The sequence below is a fragment of the Streptomyces sp. NPDC096339 genome, assembly GCF_044762985.1.
Lineage (GTDB): Bacteria > Actinomycetota > Actinomycetes > Streptomycetales > Streptomycetaceae > Streptomyces.
The window spans coordinates 40625-65971 of record NZ_JBIWFI010000031.1; the positions used below are offsets into that span (position 1 = coordinate 40625).

The window sequence follows — 25347 nt, forward strand, 5'->3', positions numbered from 1 at the left end:
TGGTCACTCGCCGAGTGCTGTGCGGACACCGTCGATGGACGGAATGTCGCTGTCGCCCGGGGCAGAGGCGCAGGTGACGGCACGCCGCAGGGCCCGGTGGAGCAGGAACGGGGCATCCGGGCCCAAGGCGTCGAGAAGTGGGGTGACGGCGTTCTCGAGCATCGCGGTCGTCATGGCCCAACTGGTCACAGCCTGGTCGTAGAGCAGCCGCAGCGCGACCTCTGGGTGTCTACCGAGGAGGATGCCGAACAGCTCACGCAGCACCTCGTCACGCTCCACGCGTTCCCAGGCGTCGCTGTCGGAGAGGGCGAGCGTCCGCGCGAGCAGTTGCTCCACGTCGATCAGGTGGATCGTGGCCGGGGACCGCACCAGCTGCAGCATCGTGACCGCCTGCTGGACTGGTTCGGCTCGTTCTCCCGCTGCGACGACATCGGCGCACAGCGCGCTTACGGATGCGCGGTCGGTGCTGAAGATCTCGGCTGCGCGAGCCGCCAGAGCCGCTACCGCCGGCAGCCTGGGCGTCCCGAGCAGGGGCAGCAGCCGGGCTGCACAGGCCTCGGGGCCCCGCAGGGCCAGATCGGAGTAGGCCGTGTACAGCTCGTCCTCCAGGACCGGCAGAGACGTGACGGACGGCGGAGCACCGTAGGCGGTCGCGAGGTGTTCGTTGTCAATGGCCGCGGCCTGCATGACCCCGGTCAGCAGCGGCCCGTGGACGTCCGAGGGCGCTTGAAGCAGGGCCCGGTGTGTGCGGGCGAACGCCGGATACGGCTGCCGACCGTTCATCACGTCGGCGGTGTATCGGCGCGAGGCGTCCGCGGCGAAGGCGCACTGGAACATGGCGAGGAGGTACGGAGTGCCGTCCTCGCGGAGGAAGGCCATGGCCGGGTCCGCCTCCCACGGTGTGAGCCGGACCGCGGCCTCGAATCTGCTCCGAAGGTCCGGGCGTACGTAGGCCAGCGGTCCGTCCTCTTGCTGCGGCAGGTTCCACTCGTACCGGGGGATCGCGGTGTACGCCTCCCCGAACTCCTCCCACAGCCGGTCGGGGGTCGGCCGGTCCGCCCCGGCCGCGGCGGTGCCGAAAAGCCCGGCGAGTCCGATAGCCCGTTCACCGGGGTCGGTCAGGGCGTGCACGAGGGTGTGGGCACTGCCGAGGTCCTGTACGGCGATGGCCTCGGCGAAGCAACGGACGGTGCGGGCCCAGGAGTACGGCTGACCGGCCGACCAGGTGCTGGGCGCCATGGCGCGCAGCACGTCCGACGGATCGGTGTAGAAGCGCTGCTGGACCAGTAGATGCCAGTCGTTGGTGTGGTTGAAAACCATGGGCCACTCGGCCGCAGCGTCACTGACGGGGCCCCCCGAGGCTGTGCCGCTGCCTTCCCCAGCGGGGTGGCAGAAGCCCCACAGCTGCGCGTCTGCGACGGCCGGTGCCTGGTCGGCCGCATGCAGTGCCTCGTCCAGAATCGACCGAACGGAGACCAGGTCCCCGGCGTCGGCACGCCGGTGGGCGACGAGGGCGAGCGCCGAGTAGCGGTCTTTGAAGGGGGGCTGCCACTGGGTGGACTCGATCGCGCGGGCGTAGGCCATCGCACGGTCCGGGCTCTGATCGGCCAGATGTTCGGCGAGCTTTTGCAGGTCGCCGTCGTGGCCCAACCGGCTGACAATGTCCGGCGCGGACGCCTTGGGAGGTACCGCGGCGCAGGCGGCTTCGATCATCGCCGTCGCCGCCTCGGGGTCGAAGGTGGCCAGTACCTTCGCGGCATTGATCCTGTACCAGACGACGCTGCTGAACTCCAGGACGCGCTCGATCAGTCCACGGGCGGCGGGGAGGTCATCGAGGGCCGCCCAGGTACGGGCCGCGCTCAGGAAAGCGTCGGCGACGTGTCCGTTCACCTCAGCCGTGTCGAAACTCAGCAGCAGTTGTCGCGCCAACGCCGGGTACGGGACGGCGGCGTGTTCGGCCGCCTTCGCAGCTGCGTCGACCAGGGAAGGATCCTCTCCGGGCCGAGTCTTGGCCATGTCGTGGAGGGTCCGCTCGATGGTGTAGGCGGCGTGCTGGGGGCAGGTGTCGTGCCGGGCGGCCGCGAGGCGCACCAGTCCGGTCAGGCATTCCGCGGGGGTGGCGCGACCGAGTGCACGCTCAGCCCAGGCCAGGAGCTCGTCCCGGTCACCGTCATGGGCCCGGTCCGCCAGGTCGAGGTACGCCCCGGCACGGCCGGCGGTCATCCTCGAGACGTGCTCGATCGCGTCCCCCGGATCGGCCGCGTCTGCCGCCGCACGATGGAGCGGGTCGGGCGGGGTCGGGTCCGGAGACCCGTGCTGTGCTCGCTCCCAGAGGTGCAGGGCCAGCCGGAGGTCGTGGGGAGCCAGCGTGCGGGCCGCCTCTTCCACATAGCCGCGTGCAGAGTCCTGGGTGGTGAGCGCTGCCACCGACGCGGCCTCGCCCAGCAACTCCCGTACGGCCGCACGGCGTACCGGGTGCGCGGTGTGACGGTGTATTTCGAGTAGACAGGCCACCTGATGCGCGGACGGTGCCATCGCGCTCAGCCGGGCGATGGCCTCGTCGACCCTGCCGAGCCGGGCCAGCAGGCCGTATACGGCCGGCGCCACCATGGAGGTCGCGCGGCGCAACTGGCGCCGCATCGTGGATAGGAACAGCATCGTCGGAGTGTCCGCCGCCGTGGGAGTGGCGTCGAGCAGGTGCTCGGCGGCCGTCTCGACCACCCTGATGAAGTGCCTGTCGGAGCCGAATACCACCCGGCCGGCCAGGCGCAGCCCTGGACACACCAGTTCCGGCACCTCCGCGGCGAGCGCGGGCCGACACTGGACGAGGTGGTGGGCGAGGTGGGCCAAGCCGTATCGGTCGACAGCCGACCAGCCGACGTCCGCCCAAGACGAGGCCCCCGCCCGATAATGGCGCACGATGCGCTCGTGCCACTCCTGCTCGGCGAAACCCCAGTCGGGGTGCTCACGACTGACCTGCGGATCAGTCAGAAACTGTGCTACCGAGGAGTGGTAGAAGGCGTACCGGTCGTCCCGGACGGACAGCAGCCAGCGGATCCGACCCAGGACGGTGTGGACGGCGCGGGGCCACACCCGGATCCCGGCCAGGGTGCGGAGCTGTTCGGCGGTCAGGGGTTCGCGTGCGACCGTCAGTACGCCGAGAAGGGGCTGGGCTGCTCCCTCCCAGGCCGGGGTGACCAGATCCGTGGGGGACAGGGGGGCGCTGATGTCGAGCGCGCCAAGCCGTTCGAGGTCCGCGCGCGCGGTCTCGATGAAGAACGCGTAAAGGCCGTGGAGGCCGCCCGGAACGGTATCCGCGCTTGTCATGCGTGCGGCGAGCGACGCGTCGTCCTCCTCGATCGCCTGGTTCAGGGCCCTCAGGTACATCGCCAGGTACAGGAAGTTCCCGCTCGACTGCTGGACCAGCGTCCGCGCGAACACGACGGGGTCGCGTCCCTGCGCCTGCAGCGCCCTCGTAGCCGAGTCCGAAGCCAGTACGCGGTCCGCGTACGTGAGCAGGTCGTCCTGCACCTGTGGTGACAGCGGGTCGATGGCGATCTCGGCGAGGCTCCCGGCCCGTGCCGCACGGATCCGGTCGAGTGCGGGATGCGGCCGCGAGGTAACGACGACCCGGACGTTCGCCGGCAGCTCCGGGCCCATGGCGAGCCAGTCCAGCAGCGTGGCACCCGGTTCGTGTGCGCCTTCGTCGAGGGCGTCGACGAGGATCACTATCCGTTCGTCCGGAGCCTCGGAGAACAGCACCTGCGCCGGACCGATCAGCGCGAGGTGGGCGAGGACGGCCGGTTCGAGCAGTCGTGGCTCCACGGTCGCCGTGCCGATCTCGACGCCCTGGACACTGCCCGACGCGTGGAGGATGTCCTGCTCCACACGCAATGCCGCGGTCCGTTGGAACGGCGAAGCGCGCAGGTCGTCGATACGGATGCCAACCGCACTGGCTCCGGCCTCCACTGTGCCGATACGCTGTTCGACGGTGACCTCCAGCCGCTGCGGATCGAACAAATTCGGCCGGTTCCGGGCGAGTTGGTGGCCGACGGTGAGCAGGAACGACTGGAGGTCGGTGCCGACGAGCGCGGTCCGGCTGTCCTTACGAATGAAGTAGTGCTGCCACTCGGGGTGGGCGTGGGCCAGACCGGCGAGTAGGGTCGTCTTGCCGGCCCCCGGTTCGCCTGTGACGAGCACGATACGAGTCGAGCCGTCGGGTAGAGCCTGCTCGATGCCGCCAGCCAACCACTGACGCGATACGAACTCGGTGGAGAGGTCCGCGATCAGGTCCCCGAAAACCGTCCCGGCACTGCCGTCGCGGTCGCTCGCCACTGCACCGTCACCTTGGATCTCGGAGGTCGACGCCGATCGCCTCGCCGCCCGCCTCGACCCTGCCGGCCCGGACATCACCCTGAATCCACCCGGAGGCGCGGTCGGCCCGGACCGCTGCCACGTAGCCGGCCACGGCGTCGACATCGACCCGCCCGTGGACCAGCTGTGGGCAGGCAGGGCGTGCCTCACCGTGAAACGTCACGGAGACGCCGTACACGGCCTCGAGGATGCCGCGCAGGGCGTCGACGCGGCGGACCAGTGCCTCGTCCGATGGATCGATCTCATCGACTCCGGATACGAATTCGTGCAGGTCGGCCCGAAGTGCCCGCAGGTCTTCGGAGAACCGCTCCACTACAGCAGGTTCGGCCACGGGTAGGACCGCCGGCTCGGTGACGATGGCCGGGGTGTCCACGGCGGGCTGCTCGACGCGACGCTCGCGATGGGCCTTGAGTAGTTCGCCGGCCTGGGTATAGAGGAATCTCACGCCCTCCGTCAGGGCCGCGGCAGACAACGCCGCCAGGGGAAGCAGATCCGACATGTCGGCAACCCGATCGCTCGCTGTGATCAGGTTTCCAGAGTATCTCGGTACTCACCTGCTCGCTGGGAGAGCCCACGTCGATCCATGTCCCAGTGACCTCCACAGGAGAGCAAGGCGAGGATGCCGGAGCGCGTGCTGATCGGGATCCGCGCCCGGCCCGGGTACTGGGTGGATGCCGGTGCCGCTTCCCGCGGCCGGTGCTCCTGGCGACGCCACGACGCCCGGCGTCGGCGTCGTGGTCACCGTGCAGTACGTGTACGACATCACGAACCTCGGAAACAGCAGGGGGAGACGTTCACCCTCGACTTCGCGCCCGGCGAGACCGTCAAGCAGATCCTCCGCGACCGCATCGACCTGACGCGTGTCGCCACGGTGTTCGTCGGTCTCGGCGACGCCGGTTTCACCACCGACACCAAGCAGACGCTGTCCGTCGGCATCACCGGCGTTGCCACGCCGTCCGTGAGGTTCTCCGACAACGCCGACGCCGACCTGAAGGTCGCACAGGGGAAGAAGGACGCCGAGGCCGCAGAAGTCGCCCGGAATGAAGCCGCAGCTCTCAGCCTGGGCAACACAGCTCGCCGGCGTCGTGATCGACGTGAATGGCAGCTTCGGCGGCATGTGCGGCGGTCGGCTGGGGCGCGACGCGGCCGAGGGCTGTGTGCCGGTCACCCGCCCCGATCCTGCGCCCCAGGGGGCGCGATCGGTGTTCCGCTGTGGTGCCGGACCTGAGTGACGTGTCCGTGGCGGGGCCCGAGCGGGTGACTACGGGCCCGGCCGGGCCCCGCGTGAGTGGACCTCTCGTCGCACTGCCACCGTGACACAGACATGCCCCGTCCCGCCCGGTGCCTAGGCCGACCGGGGGAATCGCGCTGCACCGTTCCCCCGGCCGTGACGCGCCCGTGCCGCACTTCCCGGCAGCTTTGGCCGGGGACCTCTCGACGGCGTCGTACTCGCTCTCCGACCTGGCGGCCGACACCGTCGGCCTGCCCGACGAGCTCGGCCCGCTCGGCCCTGGTCGTGGTCATGACCTTTCGTCCCGCCGGGCGATGTGCAGCAGGGGAGGGTCGTCGCGTCGCGGCATGCCCCGGTACGGGCAGGCGAGCGCTTCGGCGTCCCCGGTGAACCAGCCGCGCAGCCATGGGCGCAAGCGGGTGTTGTCGATATCGAGGGAGCCGTCGGGACGGAGCCGGCCGATCGTGTTGGCAGGGTCGGTAAGGGCCACCGTGCACTTTCCCACGGAACCGTCGGCACGGATCACCAGGGAATCGCCCCGCGCCGCGTAGCAGGCCGCCCGCTCCTGTTCGTTGACGGCAGCGGCTCCTTCTGGTGTTTCCGGACCCCCCGGCTCCCCCGGGCATACGAGTGCGGACAGCTCTGCGAGCACGCGCGAGCGCCTCGCCTCCGGCACGATGCCGATGCTCTCGTCGTTCGGGCCGCCGAGGTGCTCGATCGGCTTCAGCGCGACCGAGAAACGCCGGTCGTTCAGGAACGTCTCCCGGATCCGCACGAGGAATTCGGGCATGGCCGGCAGGTTGTCGGCAGTGAGGTGGACTCGCAGAACCACCTGACTCCGCACGGTACTGTCCCGGAAATCGGTCAGGTTCTGCCAGATCCTGGCAAAGGAGCCCTTTCCGTCGGCGCGTACTCGCGTCAGGTCGTGGATCTCCGCCGGACCGTCCAACGAGATCTGGTATTGCTGGATTCCGAGAGCGGCCAGCCTCTCGGCGGTGGCCACGTCCAGCGTGTGGGCGTTGGTCGTCATGTCGGCCGTATAAGCCAGTCCGGCCCTCGTAGCAGTACTGCGGAGGATGTGCTCGGAGATCTCCTCCACGACCGGGAGCGCCAGCAGCGGTTCACCTCCGAACCAGGAGATGCGCAGTGACCGGAGCCCTGCCGAGCGCTCGTCGACCAGCCGTTCGACGCCTTCGACGACGTCGGCGGACATGCGGCCGGTCGTGAACTTCTCGTAGCAGTAAGTGCACCGGAAATTGCACTGTTCGGTCGGCAGGAGAATCAGGTGCAGGTGACGGTTGGACAGTGAGCCGACGCCCTGCCGCGCGTCGGGCACGCCCCTCGTCACCGTGTGGGGCGGCAATTGAAATTGACGTTGCTGACCGTCAGGTTCGGTTCCGGCTCCTTGTCCACCATGCCGGAGATGCGGTCTGCCGCGGCCGCATTGGTGATGATGATGCGCCCGGTCGAATCCAAGGTGACGTCGTCGAGACGGACGTCGGAGAGGGCGTCGAGGAGATCCTTCTCGGCCATGGCTGTGATCCTTTCGTCGAGGCCGCGACACCAGAGGCGCGGCTCGGTGACCCATCCCCGCTGCGGCCCCTCCCCACTCTCAGGTAACCCGTTCGCCCCGCCATCGGCGTGAAAGAGATCTGTCAACGTCATATGCCGGTGTCGGATACCGGTGCCCGTGGTAGTTGCTGTGGGTGTGAACATCGATGAAATCGTGTACTGCGAAATCCATCCGACGCTCGGTGTCGCGCGTGTCGGGAACAGCCCTGGCAGCTTCTACGTGGGACCCGAGGCACCGGGCGTCGCCGTTCACCCGGCAGGCGGGTTCAAAGACCCCGAAGGACGTGTCAAACGCCAGGCGGCACGCTTCCGTGTCTACGCGTACGACAAGGACCACAAGGTGCTCGGCGAGGTGACGGCGGCGGAGGCCGAGGTCCGATGGACGGTCGAGCTCGCGAACGCGAAGGCGGACTGGTTCAAGTTCAACGGACGTCTGAACCAGTCCGACCTGCCCGCCAACCGGCGCAACGCGATGATCGACCCGGCCGACCCGCAGGCTCGCGCGGGGCTGGTCATCAAGCCGGGGCCCCGCAGTGTCGCCGGGCCGGACGTGGACGGCTCCGGCTCCCGGTTCGACACGGGGACGTTCCTCGGGACGCTTGTCACGCTGGGCGAGCTGCGAACGGACGAGGCGGGACGCCTCCTCGTCCTGGGCGGACACGGCCGCTCGGCGTCCGTGAAGCCCCACAACCCCCTCGTGCACTACGCGAACAACGACCACTGGTTCGATGACATCTCGGACGGTCCGGTCACGGCAACCGTGACCGTCGGCGGTGGACGCACCATCCCCGTCACGCCCGCATGGGTGATCGTCGCGCCTCCGGACTTCGCGCCGGACGTGACCAGCCTCGTGACGCTCTACGACGTCGCCCGTGAGGTCGCCGAGCGGGCCGGCTGGCTCCCGGCGGCGGAAGAGGTGTCCTTCGCCGGCGACATCTACCCGCTGCTCGAGCGCATGTGCGGATACAGGTGGGTGAACGGCAACGCCCTTCGGGGACACGGCAAGGGTGCCCGCGGCGACTTCCTCAACGAGAACCGCCTGGCGCGCCTGGCCTCGAACGCCCCCGCGGACGCTTCGTTCCGAAACGATGTGTTCACCCGGCTGCGCACCCCCGGCGCCCATGACGTGACCCAGGCCAATTACACCTTCATGCCCCAGCTCGCGGGGGACGGAGGAGACCCGGTCGAGGGCGATCCGAGCAGGTGGATGACGATTCTTTCCGGGCAGTACGAACGGATGCGCCGTTGGGCCGCGGGCGACTTCGTTGCCGACGGAGTGAACGCCCCCGCCCCCGCGCCCGCGCAACTGGCCGATCTGCCCGTGGCCGAGCAGCCGCACGCGTTGGTCCGGGCCGCGCTGGAGGCATGCGTCGGCGCGTCGTTCTTTCCCGGTATCGAGATGACGTTCATCGCCGACGAGCCCACGACCTGGTCCGGCTCCTTCCGCCTGCGCGAGGGGCTGGCAGCCGGAGACGTCACCAAGTACATGGCCTTGCCCTGGCAGGCTGACTTCTACGAGTGCAACACGCACTGGTGGCCGGCCCAGCGCCCGGACGACGTCTTGCCCGAGCGGGAGTACCAGCGCCTGATCCAGTCGGCGGCCGAGTCCGCCGGCCAACTGCCCGAACATCAGGTGCACCGACAGCCCTGGGCACGTGGCGTCGGCCTCCAGGTGGTGTACAAGCCGGAGCTGGACCGGCTGCCGGGTGAGAGCGACGCCGAGTACGGAGAACGGGTCTACAGCCTGTGGACGAAGGCGCGCGACCACGCCGGTGACAACGACATGGTCGACAAATGGAGCACCTTGGGTTTCGTCGTCGCGCGTGCCGGCACGGCGGGCGAGACGGTGCTGGTGGAGACGGAGCGGGCCGAACAGGTAGGGCTCAGCGACCGGGAATGGTTCTACGTGCTCCAGCACCCGGAGCGGTTCCCCGAGCAGGCCAAGGCCGCCAAGAACTACGCGCAGGCCGTGTTGGACCGAGCCGTGTCCGAGCAGCAGACCAATCCGATGCTGCCCCTGACGCTACGCCCCTTCCGGTACTCGCGTGAGGCGCTCGACTCCCGCCTGGAGCTCATCTACGCCGGTCTCGCGATGGACGGGGAGTCGGCTGACGGTGGCGTGACACTGTTCACCAGGCAGATGGTCATCGAGCGACTCCGCCAGCTCGCGCCGTTCAATCTTCTCGACGGTGCCTGGCTGCGGAACGCCACCCAGGCCGGGCCGACCAATGAAGTCCACGCCTTGCTCTTCGCCATCTGGGTGGACGAGATGGGCAACGGAAACCCGGCGCTCAACCACGCCAACCTCTACTCGGACCTGCTGCACAGCGTCGGCGTGTATCTGCCGCCGGTCGACTCGTACGCGTTCGCCATGCTGCCCGAGATGCTCGACTCGGCCTACACGGTCGGCGCGTTCGAGCTGGCCATCTCCCAGCACTCTCAGGAGTTCCTCCCCGAGCTGCTGGGCATGACGCTGTACCTGGAATGGGAAGTGCTGGGGCTGAAGCCGACGGTGAAACTGCTGGAGTACCACGGGATCGATCCGCAGTTCTACGCCATGCACATCGGCATCGACAACGCGACGGAAGGCCACGGGGCCAAGGCCCGCGACGCGGTCGTGCAGTACTTGGAAGAGATCTACGACAACGGCGGAGACACGGCTGTACAGCAGTGCTGGCAACGGATCTGGAACGGATACGTGGCCTTCGGGAACACCGGAAACCTCGGCGACGATCTGTGGGAGCTCCTCTTCGATCCGCCCACTCCGGAGGAACGGCTCATCCGCCTGATCGGAGACAAGGCACCGTTCGCCTCCCGTAACCACGGAGCGAAGACGCTCGGCGGAACGAGGCTCAACGACTGGTTCCTCGACCCCTCCGGTCTGCTTCAGGAACTCCAGGACTCCGGCCTCATCCTTCCCGGAGATCCGGAACAAAGTCCGTTCTTCGAACTGACCACCTTCACAGGCCCCATGTACAAGGTCTTCACCGACGCTGAACTGGACCTGTGGCGGCAGTGGACACGCTCGCTGACCACGCCTCCCACGAAACCGGCGCTGTCCCCGCTCGAGGCGATGACCCGGTTGGTCGACCTCCTCCGCTCGCGCCAGGCGGGCAATTCCGCTCACAGTAACGCCACCATCACCGGCCCCGATCCCGCGGAACCCGGCCGCACCAGGACGGAGTCGGTGGCCTGGTGGTTCACCCAGCCGGCCGGCGCGCTTCTCGCGGCGATCGCCCACCCGAACAACGGGCTTGTGCAGCCCGGCCAGCCGCAGGAGAGCGTGTTCGTCACCGACCTGATCTCTCCCTCGAACGGCATGGGCAGGGCCTTCGACGCGGTGGTGCCCGGCACCTCCCGCACTGGCCGTGAGATTGCTGTCGAGTGGATCAACGCCGGCTGCCCGCTGCCGGACCTCACGCCGCCGCAGGCGCGGGTCATGCTCTCCGCGCTGACGTCGCCCGAGGTCGCTGAGGTGGGGGTCGGAGGCATCAGCCGGCCGAAGATCCACGGAATGGGCGCTGTCCACTGATGCCCCCTGGCGCCCGGTCGCAGACATGCGACGTGCTGATCGCGGGAGGCGGACCGGCGGGAGCATCGGCCGCTCTCGCCCTTCTGCGTCAGGGCGCCACGGTCGTGGTCGCCGACCCTGGCCGCAGGCAGGAGTGGAAGCCCGGCGAGAGCCTCTCGGCGCAGGCCGGGCCTCTGCTCGATGGCCTCGGCGTACTGGACCGGGTCACCTCCGGGCCACACACCCAATGCTCCGGAAACGACTCGGCTTGGGGCGAGAGCCTGCTCACCGGTAGCCACGCCCTCCTCGACCCTCTCGGACCAGGGTGGCATCTCGACCGCCTCCGCTTCGACCAAGTGCTGCTCCAAGCGGCCCACGACGCGGGGGCTCGGCAACGGCATTGTCAAGTCCGTTCGTTGGAGCGTCACGCCGGGCACTGGCGCATCACCCTGGGCGAAGACACGATTCTTGCCCGGTACGTCATCGACGCCACCGGCGCGAGTGCGAGCGTCGCCAGGCGGATCGGAGCTCAGGTCAGGCGCGACGACCGCCTGGTCGCGCTCGTGGCACGGCTGCCGTCCGGCGCCGTGCACCGGGACGTTCTGCGGACATCGCTCGTCGAGTCGGTTCCGTTCGGTTGGTGGTACACCGCACCGCTGCCCGGTGGAACGGCCCTTGTCATGGCGATGACCGACGCCGACGTGGCGGCGCGGCACAGGCTGCACCGGCCGGAGGTCTGGTGGCGGGAGCTCACGGCGACCACACATGTCCGAGCCCGCCTGCGTCTTCGTGTGACATCGACGCCTCCTCCCGTCGAGCTGCGGATCGTTCGCGCTGCGACATCCAGTGCCTGCCCAGCAGCCGGACCGGGATGGGCCGCGGTCGGCGACGCGGCCACCGCCTCAGACCCCATCGCCGCCCGCGGGATCACCACGGCCCTGGCCACCGGCATCTCGGCGGCCGACGCTGTCCGTTCGGACGCGGACGGCGTCGACGGGCCGCTGCTGCGATACGCCGAACGGGTCGAGGCAGTGCACACCGAGTACCTTCTGGCGCGTGCCGTGTGCTACGGAATCGAACGGCGCTGGGACACACCGTTCTGGACACGACGCCGAGTGGAACCCGGAACACGCCTCCCGGCCGCCCGGGCATGAGACGCGGAGCATCGTCCTCCCCGGGAGCGGCGGCTGCATCAATCGAGAGACGAGGGTTCAGGAGTGGGTGCCGGTATTGGGTGGGGGTGTCAATTGGGCCACCCTGCCACCCTGCCGGCGCCACATCAATGGCCGTGCCGTATCCGCTCGGCGATCCGGAGCGGGCCGAGGTCGGACGGACGTTCCGGGAGGCGCAGCGGCTGCTGACTTCGGGGGAGATCCAGGCGTCCATCCTGGAAGTCAGACGGGCTCTGGAGTGCCCGGGCAGGGGTGATGGTGTCGCGCCTGGGTGCCCTCGGGCGCGACATCCGTCCAAAGCCGCCGGTGTGAGTGGGAGCGGAAGAGCTCCGATCCGGAGGAGTGCCGGCAGCTCACGGGCCCCGGCCCCGCCCGGCCCCACCGGAAGCCGACGTGCCACTCGTTGCACCGACCGGGCAGCGTCAGGAAGACGGCCTGCCCTACCAGGTGAGCACCAGCCAGAGGTCGGTTACGGTGCTCGCCTCGAAGTGCAGCGTCGTCCCACCGATTGCAAGAGACAGAGGGATGTTCACGAGCCGCCCCGCAAACAGGCCGTCGGGGTTGTCGTCCCGGCCGAGCGTGTCATGGCGGGCCGAATTTTCCGGCCCCGCGATGACCTTGATCGTTTCCCGGTCTGCCGAGCCCCGGGCCGGCAGCGGCACCTCCGCGGTCTCCGCGATGCGGCCGACCGTCCAATACGGGTAGTGCTCTGCCCGCAATGTGAGTGCGAGCCCGGGCCGTGCTCTGGTGTCCGCTGCGAACTTCGCCCGTTCGCCATGCCCGGTTTGTTTCCGTAGTCACGGGGCGGGATCACCGGCAGATGCCCCGGATGGCGCGTCTGCCACAACACCAACACCACCGGACACCCGCCGCAGACTGCTCCACCAAGCGCTACCGCCATCCCCCTCGGCTTCTCGCCGCTCCTTGCCTTCGCGACCAGAAGGTGTGGTCGGGCCAGCGGGATTCCTGCGTGTAGGCGATCCGGTGGGCGTTTGCGTAGGCCGTTCGGGCAGTGGCGATCTTGGCCGTATAGGCCTCGAGCGCTCCTGGGGTGCTTCGCAGGTGGGCGTCGATCGCCTGGCCCGCGCCGAGTCCGGTGTAGAGGGCGGTGAGGATGCCCTGGGAGGACAGCGGGTCGAAGGCTACGGCAGCGTCCCCCGCCGCGATCCAGCCGTCGCCATGGACGTGGTCCAGATGGGCGCTGTGGGCGGGGGCACGACGGAGACGGCTCGTGGTGCCGAATTCGTGGAGGCGGGCGGTGGGCGCCACGTACCGGGCGGTGAGAAGACCGCGGCGGAAGTCCCCGGGGGTGAACAGGTCGGGGTCGGTGAAGTAAGAGACAAGCCGGCGGCGGGAGGGCAGCAGGGCCGTGTACCACCAGCCGTTGGGAGCAGACTCGACCAGGGAATGGCCGTCGGTGGCACCCGGCAGGGCATCGAGGGTGAGGTGATGGGCGGTCAGCCGGTCCTCGACGTGTCTGCGGGCTCCGGCGGGGACGGCGATCGCGGCGCGGCGGCCGGTCGCGTCGACGATCCAACGGCAGGTGATGGTGCGCGGTCCGGTGTCGGTGGTGCGCAGCGTGAGCCGCCAGGTGCCGTCGCCTCGGCGTACGGGTCGACGTACGGCGGTGTGTTCGGCCACGTCGACGCCCGCCTTGCGCGCCGCGGTGCGCAAGGCGCGATCGAACAGCGGGCGGTCCAGGTGCCAGCCGTGGCCGTAGGGGTCGCGGATGAAGTCGACGGTGTGCAATGCCGTGGAGCCCCAAGCGGAATGGTTGCCGTGGCAGGGCAAATGGTCCGTGGTCAGGACGGTGTCGGCGATCTGGAGGTCGTGCAGCAGCAGGCGCGCGACCGGCACGAGAGCCTCGCCGATCTTCGGTGGTCCGGTCGCCCAGTCGGCGAGAAGCACGGTACGGCCTGCCCTGGACAGGGTGAGGGCGGCCGCGCAACCGGCTGGGCCGCCGCCCGCGACGACGACGTCGTAGTGGTCGCGTGGTGGGCCGTGCGTCGCCGTCGGGTGGGTCACTGGGACTCGCGGAGTGGGTCGAGCTTCTCCAGATAGCCGGCGGCGATCGCCGCCTCGTCGTGGCCGGTGGTGCGCATGGCCTCGGCGATGGCCTGGGTCACCAGGGCGGCCTCCACCTGTACGGCCGGCAGCTCTCCGCTCCAAGTGCCGGCCTCCGCCGCCAGCAGCGGGCTGGCGGCCTGCGGGACCTGGACGTTGACGAGGTTGGCGTGGTCGGGCGCCCCTCGCAGTCGCTCGCCGGGAACGGATTCAACCTGGATGGAATCCGGGAACCTGCCGTCCCCGACCGTGTACCAGTGGGTCTCCACGATGCCCAAGTCGGACCAATCGTCGATCATCTGGCGGCGCTGCTTGTTGAAGTCGGAGCCGGTCAGACCGCGCAACCACACGGCGCGTCGTTCGAAGGCGTGCTTTCTGGACTCCAGGTCGACGTCAGGGTCGTTGACGATGTCGAAGTCCTCCCGCTTCAGCACGTGGTTGGGGACCTGAGCGGGCCAGAAGGTGGGCAGGTAGGGGCTGTAGCGCGGGCCCAGGCCACTCAGCACTTGGTAGCCGGAGCGGCAGCCGGCTGCGTCGCACTGCCAGGGGGCGGCCATCCATCGGGTGAGGTCTCCCGGGCCCTGCGCGTACAACGGGCCGTCCTCCGATTTGACCTGCTGGTCGCTGAGGACGTCGCCATAGTCGCGTTCGGGGCTGCCCGGTGCGCGGTGCTGGATACGAAGGGGCTCGGCGTACATGGTCTTGCTCCGTACGGGCCAGGTGACTTCGCAGCCGGGGTGGAAGGCGTCCGCGGCGCAGTTCTCCAGCGCGGCCCGGTCGAGCAGGGCCGGCTGTTCCTGGACAGGTGCTTCGTCGACGTCTTCGTGGTGCTCGCGAAGCGGGCCGGGCTGGAATCGGCCCTCCGCCCAGCGGGTGAGCAGTCGGTCTTGGGTTGGGGAGAGCATGATGTGCTGCCGTTCCGACTTGCCCTTGCCGCTGGACATCGCGTCGCCGTAGAGCCAGGGCCACGGCAGTGGTGACGTGCCGTCCCGTGCGTAGTCGCGCATCTGGACGTAGACCTGGCGGCGCAGCTCCTGGCTGCTGCCGCCCGGGTCGGCGAGGCGTGCGCGCAGTGCGGGGTCGAGAAAGTCGTGTGGACCCTCCCAGCCGAATTGGGTCGCGAAACCGTGGTTGGTCCACTGGAGTCCGCAGAACCTGCTGAGAATCGGCTCGATGTGGTCGGCGTAGGAGACGACGTCCTCGTCCGACAGGGTTTCCTCGGTGGTGAACACGTCCTGGAGTACGTCGTAGAGGGTGCGGATGGTCTTCACGCCGGGTGCGTAGTGCGGCGGGGCCACCACGACCCAGGCCGGCGTCGCCGTCCTCGTCTGCCCGCCGATCGTGACCTCCGCGGTCACGGGACCGTCAGAGACGTCGTCGTACCAGGTGTCGTTGTTGGTGACGCCGGTGATCGGCTTCTCGGGCGTGGTGTACGAGGCCGACTTCCCGTTGCCGCCGACGACCAGCAGTCGGCCGGTGGGCTCGGTGGAGATCCTGCCGAGCGGGACCTTGCGGCCCATGATTGTGCCGGTGTCGAAGGTGCCCACCTCGTGCAGCGAGGCGCGGACGATGCGGACGCCGGGGTCGATGACGAGTTTCCGGCGCTCGGCGCCGGTTACGGCGGCGTTTCGCCTGCCTCGCTGTTGCGACGTGAGGAAGGCCGCTTCGGGGATGTCGAGCGGGATGTGGAAGCGGTACCAGGCGGCCTTCTTGTTGGCGAGGTGTACCGACCAGCGGATCTCACTCACGCCGGACTCGCCTAGCTTCAGCTCGCGGACGACCTGGCCCGCCTGGTTGTAGCCGTAGACCCGGAACCTAGCCGCCTGCTTGATGACCGCTCCGGAGGCGTCCTTGTGGGCTCCGGGGGGAAGCGGTTTCTGGTCCGGTGACTCGGGGCCGATGAACGGCGCCCCGGAACTGTTTCCGACCCTGGCGACACCGATCGCCGGATGAATCTTGACCTGCACGATCTGCTCGTCCATCTGGAGCCTTTCGGTCGGACAAACCGAAGTGAACATAGCCATGGGTGCGGATCTCTTCGCAGGTGGCGGGGCCGTTGCGGGAATCGCTTCACACCGTTGGGCCAGGTGTGGGCAGCGGGGTCAACTCAGAAATCGCACCCGGTTGCAACTGCTGGACATCGGTGAACAGGCCGCGCTGCCGATGAACGAGGTAACCCCGGGTCGAAGAAGCCCGGCAAACAGTGCAACCAGACCGAGCGGTGGCGGCGGATCCAGGACGCCTTCTACGGCCAGACGTGCGAGGCTCTGCACAACGAAGCCGTCGCGAAGGGCTTCGGCGAGGGCGGGGGGACGGCTATCGGGGCGCTGTCGATGCGTCCAGGACGCATCGGGTCGGTCAAGGGTGCCGAGGCCCGCGTCAGGCCGCCCGCACCAGAAGTCGCCATCTCCGAAGTGGGGGCCTACGGTTGAAGAACCGGGGGTCCCCGTCGCGTCGAGCCGCGATCCCGCCGACGCCGTGATCGCAGCGCAGACCTCACCGGAAGTGCCCTCGCACCCACTGACGGTAATGGTCGTAGCGCCTAAACGGCATACCCTCCGGCCACGTGACCGGCAAGGAGGGTCAGCGGAGATGGACCCGAAGGTACTTCTGGAGAAGGTCTCGGCACTGTTGTGGAACCTGGCCGACGACGCAGCCGGCTCCCTGGCTGATCCGCTCGCCGGCCTTCAGGCGCTTGCGGGGGAAGGCGAGGCCCTGCAGGGCAGGTTGTTGGAACCACTGACGGATCTCCCGGACCGTCAGGCGCTGCTCGGGCTGCTGCAGGACATGCTCGGCGACGTCACGGACGCTGGGGCGGTCGTCCGTGCACACGGGTGGCACCGGGCATCGGGATCGGCCAGGGGACGGTCAAGCGGTATCCGGAGTACCGGCGGTTGCTGCAGATGGAGTTGAAGGTTGCACCGGTGCCTCAGCTCACCCGCCGCGTCGGTGATCTGACGCGGACGTAGACGATCGGACACCGCGATCGCCAGCCTACTGATCGTGCATATGTGCGATCTCACACGAAAGTAATGGGAGAGTCGAAATGGGAGATGCGGCATTCGCCAAGCTTCTGTTCATGGAGGCGAAAAGAGTTCAGGACCCGGACGGTGCGGACGAGATCCTCGTGAGCAGAGGTGACGGCGTCACGTTCGAACAGGTACGGATGCGAGAAGGAGACGTGTTCGAGTTCGACGAGCGGTTCGTGCCGTTCGTCAACCAAGCACCGATCGACATCGTTCTGCACGAAGTGAACGAGGCGACCGACCAGGTCAAGTTCATCGGCGGGGCGAAAATCATCCCGTCCGAGGTAGGCCTCGGAGAGCGGACTCAGGCAATCGGTGCGCTGTCTTTGTCCTTGTACGAGCTGACGTACAAGGTGCTCTGACGCTGCCATAAGCCATGGGGATCTGAAATCCTCCTGCATGCAGAAATGGCCTCATGGATCGGATCCACGCGGACGGGTGGCCGCCGGGACACGCTCAGCGCGGTCCCCGTTCACCGATGAGCCGAGCTCTGGGATCAGCCGGACGCAGACGGGTCTGCCGCTGTTGCGTCCGGTCGGTAACGCCTCCTGCTGGAGGATCCGTGATCGAACATGTGACCCGCGCGCTCTCGCCTCCGCGCAACGCGCAGGACCGCGGGCCCGGTGTCCCCGGCCTGTTCCTCGAGCACGTGCAGCACCGCTTCCAGGCAGGCTGCACCAGCTTGATGCAGCTCTATCGCGAGTTACTGATTGTTTCAGAATGAGGTTCGGAGGCGGTGGAAGGCATATGAGGCTGTAGGCCAGTTCGAGCAGGCCCTGGTGGATGTCGGCGCATGGTTCGTAGCGGGTGCGGAGCCGTTTGCACTGGTGCAGCCAGGCGAAGGCTCGCTACACCACCCGGCGCACCTTGCCCAGTTCGGAAGCGTGGGCGACGTCGCGTCGCGCGATCAACGGCTTGATGCCCCGCTTCCACAGCAGGCGGCGGTACTTGTCGAAGTCGTAGCCCCTAAGGAAGTTGAACGTGACAGCCCTAGGGGGAAATTGAAGAGGCAACAGTTACGTCTGACGGCCCGACGGGTTCCGCATGGATCGACACCGCAGAACCCGCTACGTATCCTGCAATGGAGGCTTCCTGCCAGAGGGTCGCTAGGCCGTGACAAGCTGGCGGCAGTGCAGTAGAGGAGCGGTGGTTCGGGGTGATCGCGCCCGAGAAAAGGCGTCTGCCCGCCTTGCGCGAGCGGTGCCCGTCCCATGCTAGGAGCATCGGTATGCCTGAGAGTGAATCCGGCGAACGTGCCATTGTCTTCGCGAACAAGAATTTCGTCGGCCTGGGCCAGTTCCTCGCCGAAGGGTCCTACGATTCAACAGACTTGAGTATCGGAAACGACGCCGTTTGTTCTGTCAAGGTGCCCTCGGGTCTGGTAGTGCGCCTCTATGAACACTGGCACTTTCAGGGTCGCCATCTGGACGTCGCCCAGGACACCCCGGACCTCGGCGGATGGGCAAGGGAAGCAAGTTCGGCCGTCGTCTACAAATCTGCCGACCATCCCCCCGAGATCACAAAGATCGTCCTTTATGAAGGTCCCCAAATGGCTGGTGCGGCCCGTGTCGTCGGGCCTTTCAACTTTCCCCAGGAGGAAACCCACCCGCAGGTCCCACTTGGTTCTGCACTCATTCCGGATGGAATGGTTCTTCGGGTCTATCCGGATCCCGTGTTCAGCCCGGTCCTCGACTTCACGGATTACTTCAGTGACATCATGGATTTGGGCCCACAAGGCGTCGACAAGTACTCATGGAAAGCATACAAAGAGCCCGGATGAGGATCCAAGGCCGTTTCTCTCGGATCATCTGATCTTTGGTTGATGTGTGTTGTTGACTGGCGCGCAGTGGGCGCGGATCGAAAGGCGATGGCTCCCTCACCAGCGAGATGGGGCGCGGCGGTCTGGCAGTACGGGTGGAGCCATCTCCCGGACGGAGCCTCCACGTGGCCGCATGCCACCTGAAGTCGAAGCTACTGACCTTCCCGAACAAGCAGCACAGCACCAACGACGAGCACCTGCGTGTCCGCTACGCGGCCTACGCGCTCCTCCGCCGTGCCGCCGAGGCCGTCACCATGCGCGGCCTGGCCGACGATCTGCTTCAAGGCGACGGGAAGAACCGCGATGTCATCGTGCTGGGCGACTTCAACGACGAGTGGCAGGCGGCGACCACCCAGATCCTGTACGGGCCGCCCGGCTCGCAGATCGGCACCGGCGGCTTCACTCACCCCGACAACCCGGGCGACGCCAACCGCTTGTGGAACCTGGCCCCGCACATCCTGGAGCGGGGCGGCTTCTCCCGCATCTTCGAAGGCCAGCACGAACTGATCGACCACATCATGATCAGCCATTCACTGCTGGCCAAGTTCCAGGAGGTCTCCACAGGCAACGAGAAGCTCCCGAGCGTGACGGAGGACCAGCCGGCCGCGCCGCACGACAAGCCATCCGACCACTCACCGGTGGCGGCGAAGTTCGACTTCTAGACTTCCGCTTGCTCGATCACCTCGGTCGGCATGGTCTGGCCCGGTGGATGATCTCTCGTTGGCTGGGCCCGTCGAAGCCGCCATCGGCCAGTTGACAGCGGGCGATGACGGCCTGTTCGACGTCGTCCGTTTCGTGTGTGTCGGCCATGCGGAAACGATCTCATCGGAGGCTGACATCCTTGTGCGGCCTCCTGCGCCAGGTGATCACGTGCCCTGCCTCACTGACGAACCCGCGCGGCCCACGACCTGGCTTTGCCCACGAGAGCGGGCTCTGACTCAAGTCTCGTGGGGTGTCACGCCCCGTGGCGCAGGGCTTTGACGGCCGGTCGGCCGGGAGCCGTTCTCATGACTGGCCGGGCCCGTCGAGGCGGTCCGTGGGACCGGCGAACGAGAGGAAGACGGTCCGCGTGGTGAGCAGCCACGTGTCGTCCACCTTGCGGAACCTGTCTTCGTAATGCCCGACCTGAACCGGGGGCCGCAGCGGTGTCCGCGGAAGCCACGGTGACCAGGATGTTGGTGCATATACGGTGTGACAGTCGGTCCGCGGGTGGTGGGCACGTCAGGAGCTTCTCACGTCCGATCCGCCGTCGGGGGGCTGCCTCAGACCTCTTGCGCCACGAGCATGGTCCTCAGCCTCCGTACCTCGGCGATCAGGCGCGGCATGTCCTCCCGGGCAGAGGCGATGAAGTCGAGATCGGCATCCAACTGCCGGTCCGGACTGAGCACCTCCCGCCCGCCGATGAACCTCCTGAGATACATCTCGTCGTCCTGCTCGGCGACGTCCGGATCGACCTGGATGCAACTTGCGCCGCCGGTTCCCCAGCGAGTCTCCAGCAGTGGCACCCAGGGGCCCGGCGTAGCGCCCGCGATGCGTCTCTCCATCGCGTCGAGCTCTGTGTCAGTCAGCGCCTCGTTCATAGACATGCCGAGATCATCCGCCGGATGCTGCCCGGAGTCCACACACTCACAGCTCGCCGCTTTGGTTGCGGGACAGCCCTTAGCCGGGCCGTATCGGCTGAAGGACCCTCACTCGGGTCCCGAGTGTGGGCCCTTCGGGCCGCGGTGGGGCGTTCGGAGCTGTCGGCGGAGTCTCGGGGGTGGCTTTGTTCACGAGTCGTGGCTCTGGCACAACTTCTGTGGACCCGTGGCCGCGGTTGTCGGCGTCCCGGATAAGGACTCGTCCGCAGAGAACGATGTCTCTACCCTGAGTCGGAGCGGGTGTGCGCGCATTTCCGCAGGTTGCGGTGCCGTGGCAGAGCGGCCCATTGCGATCGACGTGGGCGAGGTCCCTCCCACGGCGACTGACGGAGACGGAGCGGACCTGCTCCCATCTGTCCACGGGTTCGAATCCCGTCGGCACCGCAGCCGACCTGGACGTGGTCCAGCGCGCGGACCTGCCGCATCACGCCAAGGCCGTCCTGCGAGGCGCCGTTCCTAGCGCATCAGCAGTCCCCGCATCCCCAGCCCGTAGTGCACGCGCAGCCGGTGCAGCTCCCACAGGCCCACCGCCGTGACGGAGAGAGGGGCGCCCAGGATGAACACGTATCGGATCACCGTCGGCACGCCCTCGTGGGCGCCGGTGAACATGTCGATCAGTGCCATCTCCCACGCCAAGGCCATGATCAGCAGCGGCGGCACCGTCTCGTGGATGTCCGCGGTGCGGAACACGTGCTGGACGGCGAGTCCCACGCCCCAGACGACGAACGGCGTCACCCAGAAGAGGAGGAAGAGGGTGAACGCGAGGATGAGGCCCTTCGTCACGGTGAAGTGGCCCTCCACGAGGGGTTCCTGGCCCTCGAAGAACCCTGAGAGCACGATGATCGGGAAGACGGAGGCCGCCGCCATCATGGCCACGATCGCGCCGAAGCACCGCCCCGCCCGGCGCAGCAGGTCCCGTCGCGCCGCCGGAGCGGCCAGGCCGTACAGGACGCCGACGACGACCGGGAGGGTCGCCGCCAGCACGAGGGCGCTGGTCCACGACTTGTCGACCTGCTCGTCCGCCGCATCGCTGAGCTTGAGGGCGAGCTTGTAGGCGTAGGACATCCACAGGAACGCGCCCACGCCGACCAGGGTCCTGATCTTCCGCATCCGCGCCACCTCAGGATCCGAGACGATGCCCGGCCGTGACGGGGTGAAGACCCTGCGCGCGGTGTGGATGGGGCCGATCCGCCGCCGCAGCCGGGTGATCGGCCCGCCCGGCGGCGGCACCGGCGGCCCCGGGTAGGGCGGCTGGGGCTGTGGCGGCACGTAGGGCTGAGGTGGGTGCGGCTGGTAGGGCTGCGGCTCCTGGGGCGGCTGTCCGCCCGGGTTCCAGTTGCTCATCGTTTCGTCCCCCGATATGCGAGTGTGCGGCGCCGCGATGGGCGCGATCGCCGAGTGTATTGAGCACACAGGGTCCGAGCAGCCCTCGCCCCGGGGAGTGCACCGAACGGCCACAATTATGCAAGCAAGCTTGCTTGTTTTCTTCGGCGCTGCCATGCCCGACGGGAGCGTCCCGTGTCCGATCCGGCGCCCGTGTTCGACGACCTGCGCGAGGAGAGCGAGGAACTCGACCGGCTGGTGGCCGAGTTGAGCGCCGAGCAGTGGGCGTTCGCCACCCCGGCGCCCGGCTGGAGCGTCGCCCACCAGATCGCGTATCTCGCCTGGACGGACCATTCGGCGCTGCTGGCCGCGACCGACACGGTCGCCTTCCACGTCCTGGTGGAGAAGGCGCTGGTGTCGCCGGGCTCCTTCGCCGACGACGGTGCCGAGGAGGACCGCTACGCCGGGACCTACCCAGACTTTGTAGCAGCCGTAACCGCCGGCGAAGATCGCGGCGATGTCGGTGCGTTTGTCGTCCCACAGGTGTCGCCAGTACTCGAAGGATGTCTTCTTCACCCACTGCGTTTCGTCGCACACCAGGATCCGGAACTCCTCGGCGAGAGTGTCCTTGAGGAGGTTGCCGAACTCGATGGCCCGGATGGGAGGTTCTCCCGGGAGGCCGAGTGCGTTGAACAGGCCGTGGCGGATGTCGCGAGGTGTGGGGCCGGCGCGCATTTCCAGGCGGTGGGTGCGGTCGGGTGCCAGGAGCCGTAGGGCGGAGTTGACGGACATGGTCTTGCCGGAGCCGGCCGGCCCGTACACGCACATCATCGCCTTGGCCTCGATGACGGTCTCGATGTTGTCCCGGGTGGTCAGAAGTCCTTCTGTGCCGACCGCCTGCGCGTCGGGCAGGGACGGGAAATGGTCGGCGGTCTCGGGCGAGAGCAGCCCGTAGTCGAGGTCGATCATGCCGTCTCGTTCTCCTTGTGATCGTTTCCGGGCGTGGGTGGTGTCCTCGGGGTCGGGGGGATCCGGCGGGCCCAGGTGTCGGGTACTGGGGCGTGGGGGATGTAGTCGGGCCGGGCCAGTTCACGCAGGCCGCGTTGAATCGGCGGCCCGCAGTATCCGCCTCGGCTTCGTCGGCGGTCAGCGCGCCCAGCTGTTTGGGGGCCACGCGGTGGTGACGGCCTCGAACCGCTTGCGCCGCAGTTTCTCGGCGGCCTTGAGGTCGGCCCGCAGCTTCCTGGCCGCCGCGGTGCGAGCCGCGCGTACGGCCGTGAACTGTTCGCGGTCGGCGCCGCCCGCGAGGAACGCAGTTCCCAGGTGGCGTCCGGAGACCGCGTCGAACACCTCGATCTCTTCGTCGTGGTGCGGCAGTCGGCGTACCTTGATCGGGTCGCCGGCGTGACCGACCATCCAGTCGGCGATGTAGTCACGCCGCTGGAACCGCACACCGCTGGTGGAGACCAACCGGATGCGGCCGTCACCTTCGAGGCCGAACCCGATCAGCGCTTCCTTGGGCACGTCGGTTACCGGGGTGGGTTCCGCCGAACGAGTTTGAGCCCTGTGCGATCGGGGGCCATGAACGTAGGGCTCGGCCGTTGACGGATTCGTTCCGCTGGGACCGGGATGGTGGCCTTGGCTCCGCGGTCTCATCCGGATGCTGCGGGAGCCGGCCTGGTGCGCCGGTAGCGGCCGGGGGGCAGGCCCCGTTCGCGGGCGAAGGCGCGGGAGAAGGCGAACTCCGAGGTGTAGCCGACTGCTTCGCCGATGTCGGAGACCAGGTGGTCGGTGTTGCGCAGGAGCCGGGCGGCCAGGGCGATCCGTACGCGGGAGAGATAGGCGAGGGGTGAGACGCCGACCAGCTGCTTGAACTGTCGGGCGAAGGCCGGGCGGGACATCGACACGTCGCGGGCGAGGCTCTCCACGGTCCAGGGCTGTTGCGGGGCTTCATGAATGAGGGAGAGCGCGGCGCTGATACGGGGGTCGCGCAGGGCCATCAGCCAGGACTGCGGTGCGGACCGCGGGTCGGCCGCCGTGGTGTCGAGCCAGGCGCGGATGACCTGGACGAACAGGATGTCGGTCAGGCTGGCGGCGACGGCTCGTGCTCCGGGCCGCTTGCGCGTGGTCTCGGCTGCCAGGAGCCGGATGACGCCCTGGAGTTCGGAGTCGGCGCTCATGCCCGGGATATGGATCACCGGGGGTAGGGCGGACAGGACCGGGTGCTGGGAGGCGTTGCCGTCGTACTCGAATTTGCCACAGACGACGCGGACGGCGGGGCCGTCGCCGCCGAGGTCCACGACGCCGTCGCGGTCCGCCGGGTGTGCGGCCTCCAGCTCCGCGTAGGGCACGGCGGCCTGTTCGGGTCCGCCGGCCAGATGGTGGGGTTCGCCGTGTGGCAGCAGGACGATGTCCCCGGGCACCAGCTGCTGCGTCGGCTGCCCCGAGACACGCAGCCAGCAGGTCCCCTCCGCGATCAGGTGGAACCCGGCCGTGCCGGCCTGTTCGAGACCGCATCCCCAATGCGACCCGCGGGCCCTGAGCTGGGCGAGCAGCACCCCTTTGAACCCGGTGGTCGCCAGTACATCCCCAAGAACATCCATGCCTGGAACATACCTGACCCTCCTTCACTCGCATTGAGACGATGAGTCAAGTTTTCTGAGAGTTCCTGTCATTTGAGAGCTGCTGTGTCGCTCATAGAGTCAGTGTCACAGGGAAGCGCACCGGCTCCCCGCCCAATGATTTCGATCGTGGAGAGCGACATGAGCAAGATCTGGTTCGTCACCGGTTCCTCGCGTGGCTTCGGCCGTCAGTTCGTCGAGGCGGCCCTGTCCCGCGGGGACAAGGTGGCCGCGACGGCCCGCAATGCCGAAACCCTGTCGGACCTGGTCGCCGAGTACGGCGACGCGGTACTCGCACTCGACCTGGACGTGACCGACAGGGCCGCGGTGAACGCGGCCGTCAAACGGGCCGTGGAGCACTTCGGCCACCTCGACGTGATCGTGAACAACGCCGGCTACGGCCTCTTCGGCGCCGTCGAGGAGCTGACCGAACAGGCGCTGCGCGACCAGCTGGAGACCAACCTGTTCGGTGCCCTGTGGGTCACCCAGGCCGCCCTGCCCTACCTGCGCGAGCAGGGCAGCGGGCACATCGTCCAGATCTCCTCCACCGGCGGCGTCGCCTCTTGGCCGCTGGTGGGCGGCTACCACGCCTCGAAGTGGGCGCTGGAGGGCCTGAGTGAATCCCTCGCCCAGGAGGTCTCCGGACTCGGCATCAAGGTCACGCTGGTCGAGCCCGGCGCGTACGCCACCGACTGGGGAGGCTCCTCCGCCGTCTGGGCCGACCCGATCCCCGTCTACGACGGCGTGCGCGACGCGCTCGGCACGTTCATGCAGACCCTCGACTTCGGCAGCCCCGCTGCCGCAGGCACCGCACTGCTGAAGGTCGTCGACTCCGACAACCCGCCGCTGCGGGTCTTCTTCGGCACTCAGGGCAACGACATGCTTCCGCAGGTCTACGCCGACCGCCTCAAGACCTGGGCCGACTGGCAGGACATCGCCGTCGAGGCCCAGGGCAACACCCCCGCAGCCTGAGCGACCACTCGCCTTCTCGTGT

Annotated in this window: 20 protein-coding genes, 1 tRNA gene and 3 pseudogenes; 10 read left to right on the forward strand and 14 right to left on the reverse strand. The window is 68.2% G+C overall.

The genetic code is table 11. From position 1 onward, the window contains the following. Window positions 1–3: 3 nt before the first annotated feature. A complete protein-coding gene (locus tag ACIQ5Y_RS30050; protein ID WP_403887279.1) occupies window positions 4–4335 on the reverse strand; it encodes a hypothetical protein in 4332 nt (1443 codons plus the stop codon). A 7-nt stretch (window positions 4336–4342) separates the two neighbouring features. Further along, on the reverse strand, window positions 4343–4873 hold the full coding sequence (locus tag ACIQ5Y_RS30055; protein WP_403887282.1) for a hypothetical protein: 531 nt from the start codon (window positions 4871–4873) through the stop codon (window positions 4343–4345). Between the two features lie 120 nt (window positions 4874–4993). Here ACIQ5Y_RS30055 and ACIQ5Y_RS30060 point away from each other — a divergent pair, with 120 nt between their 5' ends. Continuing rightward, complete coding sequence (locus tag ACIQ5Y_RS30060; RefSeq protein WP_403887285.1) at window positions 4994–5602, forward strand: hypothetical protein; 609 nt, start codon at window positions 4994–4996, stop codon at window positions 5600–5602. Between the two features lie 292 nt (window positions 5603–5894). Here the strand turns inward: ACIQ5Y_RS30060 and ACIQ5Y_RS30065 are convergent, their stop codons facing one another. Together ACIQ5Y_RS30065 and ACIQ5Y_RS30070 are read right to left on the reverse strand one after the other, a co-directional pair. Beyond that, window positions 5895–6941: a radical SAM protein gene (locus tag ACIQ5Y_RS30065; protein WP_403887288.1), complete on the reverse strand. Its 1047-nt coding sequence runs from the start codon at window positions 6939–6941 to the stop codon at window positions 5895–5897. An 8-nt stretch (window positions 6942–6949) separates the two neighbouring features. Beyond that, window positions 6950–7138, reverse strand: a complete 189-nt coding sequence (locus ACIQ5Y_RS30070) for a hypothetical protein (protein ID WP_403887291.1) — start codon at window positions 7136–7138, stop codon at window positions 6950–6952. 175 nt (window positions 7139–7313) lie between these two features. Between ACIQ5Y_RS30070 and ACIQ5Y_RS30075 the strand changes: the two genes are divergently transcribed. Both ACIQ5Y_RS30075 and ACIQ5Y_RS30080 read left to right on the forward strand, forming a co-directional pair. After that, complete coding sequence (locus ACIQ5Y_RS30075; protein ID WP_403887294.1) at window positions 7314–10709, forward strand: LodA/GoxA family CTQ-dependent oxidase; 3396 nt, start codon at window positions 7314–7316, stop codon at window positions 10707–10709. Next, complete coding sequence (locus ACIQ5Y_RS30080; protein ID WP_403887297.1) at window positions 10709–11842, forward strand: NAD(P)/FAD-dependent oxidoreductase; 1134 nt, start codon at window positions 10709–10711, stop codon at window positions 11840–11842. Before ACIQ5Y_RS30075 ends, ACIQ5Y_RS30080 begins: the two co-directional genes overlap by 1 nt. Before the next feature lie 458 nt (window positions 11843–12300). Here the strand turns inward: ACIQ5Y_RS30080 and ACIQ5Y_RS30085 are convergent, their stop codons facing one another. From ACIQ5Y_RS30085 to ACIQ5Y_RS30100, 4 genes are all read right to left on the reverse strand, one after another. Then, window positions 12301–12579: a hypothetical protein gene (locus tag ACIQ5Y_RS30085; RefSeq protein WP_403887299.1), complete on the reverse strand. Its 279-nt coding sequence runs from the start codon at window positions 12577–12579 to the stop codon at window positions 12301–12303. A gap of 172 nt (window positions 12580–12751) precedes the next feature. After that, window positions 12752–13885, reverse strand: coding sequence for an NAD(P)/FAD-dependent oxidoreductase (locus tag ACIQ5Y_RS30090; RefSeq protein WP_403887302.1), 1134 nt, complete (start codon window positions 13883–13885; stop codon window positions 12752–12754). Beyond that, a complete protein-coding gene (locus tag ACIQ5Y_RS30095) occupies window positions 13882–15906 on the reverse strand; it encodes a LodA/GoxA family CTQ-dependent oxidase (protein ID WP_403887305.1) in 2025 nt (674 codons plus the stop codon). The genes ACIQ5Y_RS30090 and ACIQ5Y_RS30095 overlap by 4 nt, the downstream gene beginning before the upstream one ends. A 601-nt stretch (window positions 15907–16507) precedes the next feature. Next, on the reverse strand, window positions 16508–16756 hold the full coding sequence (locus ACIQ5Y_RS30100) for a hypothetical protein (protein ID WP_403887308.1): 249 nt from the start codon (window positions 16754–16756) through the stop codon (window positions 16508–16510). 214 nt (window positions 16757–16970) lie between these two features. Here ACIQ5Y_RS30100 and ACIQ5Y_RS30105 point away from each other — a divergent pair, with 214 nt between their 5' ends. Both ACIQ5Y_RS30105 and ACIQ5Y_RS30110 read left to right on the forward strand, forming a co-directional pair. Further along, window positions 16971–17312, forward strand: coding sequence for a hypothetical protein (locus tag ACIQ5Y_RS30105; protein ID WP_403887311.1), 342 nt, complete (start codon window positions 16971–16973; stop codon window positions 17310–17312). Between the two features lie 200 nt (window positions 17313–17512). Beyond that, window positions 17513–17674 (forward strand): hypothetical protein, encoded by a 162-nt coding sequence (locus tag ACIQ5Y_RS30110; RefSeq protein ID WP_403887314.1) that lies wholly within the window; start codon window positions 17513–17515, stop codon window positions 17672–17674. Here ACIQ5Y_RS30110 and ACIQ5Y_RS30115 read toward each other — a convergent pair. Continuing rightward, a pseudogene (locus ACIQ5Y_RS30115) lies at window positions 17666–17918 on the reverse strand (IS5/IS1182 family transposase); the annotation flags it as partial. The gene ACIQ5Y_RS30110 and the pseudogene ACIQ5Y_RS30115 sit on opposite strands and share 9 nt — an antisense overlap. Window positions 17919–18178: 260 nt before the next feature. On the opposite strand from ACIQ5Y_RS30115, the gene ACIQ5Y_RS30120 reads away from it, so the two are divergent. Continuing rightward, the gene (locus ACIQ5Y_RS30120; protein ID WP_403887317.1) at window positions 18179–18730 is read left to right on the forward strand and encodes a hypothetical protein; all 552 of its coding nucleotides are present in this window, start codon (window positions 18179–18181) and stop codon (window positions 18728–18730) included. 164 nt (window positions 18731–18894) lie between these two features. Further along, window positions 18895–19431: an endonuclease/exonuclease/phosphatase family protein gene (locus ACIQ5Y_RS30125; protein WP_403887320.1), complete on the forward strand. Its 537-nt coding sequence runs from the start codon at window positions 18895–18897 to the stop codon at window positions 19429–19431. Between the two features lie 600 nt (window positions 19432–20031). Here ACIQ5Y_RS30125 and ACIQ5Y_RS30130 read toward each other — a convergent pair. After that, window positions 20032–20355: a hypothetical protein gene (locus ACIQ5Y_RS30130; RefSeq protein ID WP_403887323.1), complete on the reverse strand. Its 324-nt coding sequence runs from the start codon at window positions 20353–20355 to the stop codon at window positions 20032–20034. A gap of 319 nt (window positions 20356–20674) precedes the next feature. Between ACIQ5Y_RS30130 and ACIQ5Y_RS30135 the strand changes: the two genes are divergently transcribed. Then, window positions 20675–20793, forward strand: a tRNA-Gly gene (locus ACIQ5Y_RS30135). Window positions 20794–20865: 72 nt separating this feature from the next. Here the strand turns inward: ACIQ5Y_RS30135 and ACIQ5Y_RS30140 are convergent. Beyond that, window positions 20866–21753, reverse strand: coding sequence for a hypothetical protein (locus tag ACIQ5Y_RS30140; RefSeq protein ID WP_403887446.1), 888 nt, complete (start codon window positions 21751–21753; stop codon window positions 20866–20868). Window positions 21754–21927: 174 nt separating this feature from the next. Here ACIQ5Y_RS30140 and ACIQ5Y_RS30145 point away from each other — a divergent pair. Next, window positions 21928–22185 (forward strand): annotated as a pseudogene (locus ACIQ5Y_RS30145) (maleylpyruvate isomerase N-terminal domain-containing protein); the annotation flags it as partial. Window positions 22186–22272: 87 nt separating this feature from the next. Here the strand turns inward: ACIQ5Y_RS30145 and ACIQ5Y_RS30150 are convergent. The 3 genes and pseudogenes from ACIQ5Y_RS30150 to ACIQ5Y_RS30160 form a co-directional block, all read right to left on the reverse strand. Then, a pseudogene (locus ACIQ5Y_RS30150) lies at window positions 22273–22701 on the reverse strand (ATP-binding protein); the annotation flags it as partial. Between the two features lie 177 nt (window positions 22702–22878). After that, entirely contained in the window at window positions 22879–23256 is a 378-nt protein-coding gene (locus ACIQ5Y_RS30155; RefSeq protein ID WP_403887326.1) for a Mu transposase C-terminal domain-containing protein, read from the reverse strand. Between the two features lie 128 nt (window positions 23257–23384). Continuing rightward, complete coding sequence (locus tag ACIQ5Y_RS30160) at window positions 23385–24335, reverse strand: cupin domain-containing protein (RefSeq protein ID WP_403887330.1); 951 nt, start codon at window positions 24333–24335, stop codon at window positions 23385–23387. 159 nt (window positions 24336–24494) lie between these two features. Between ACIQ5Y_RS30160 and ACIQ5Y_RS30165 the strand changes: the two genes are divergently transcribed. Continuing rightward, window positions 24495–25325 carry an SDR family oxidoreductase gene (locus ACIQ5Y_RS30165; protein ID WP_403887332.1) on the forward strand — a complete coding sequence of 277 codons (831 nt, stop codon included), beginning with the start codon at window positions 24495–24497 and terminating at the stop codon, window positions 25323–25325. The last annotated feature ends 22 nt before the right edge of the window (window positions 25326–25347 follow it).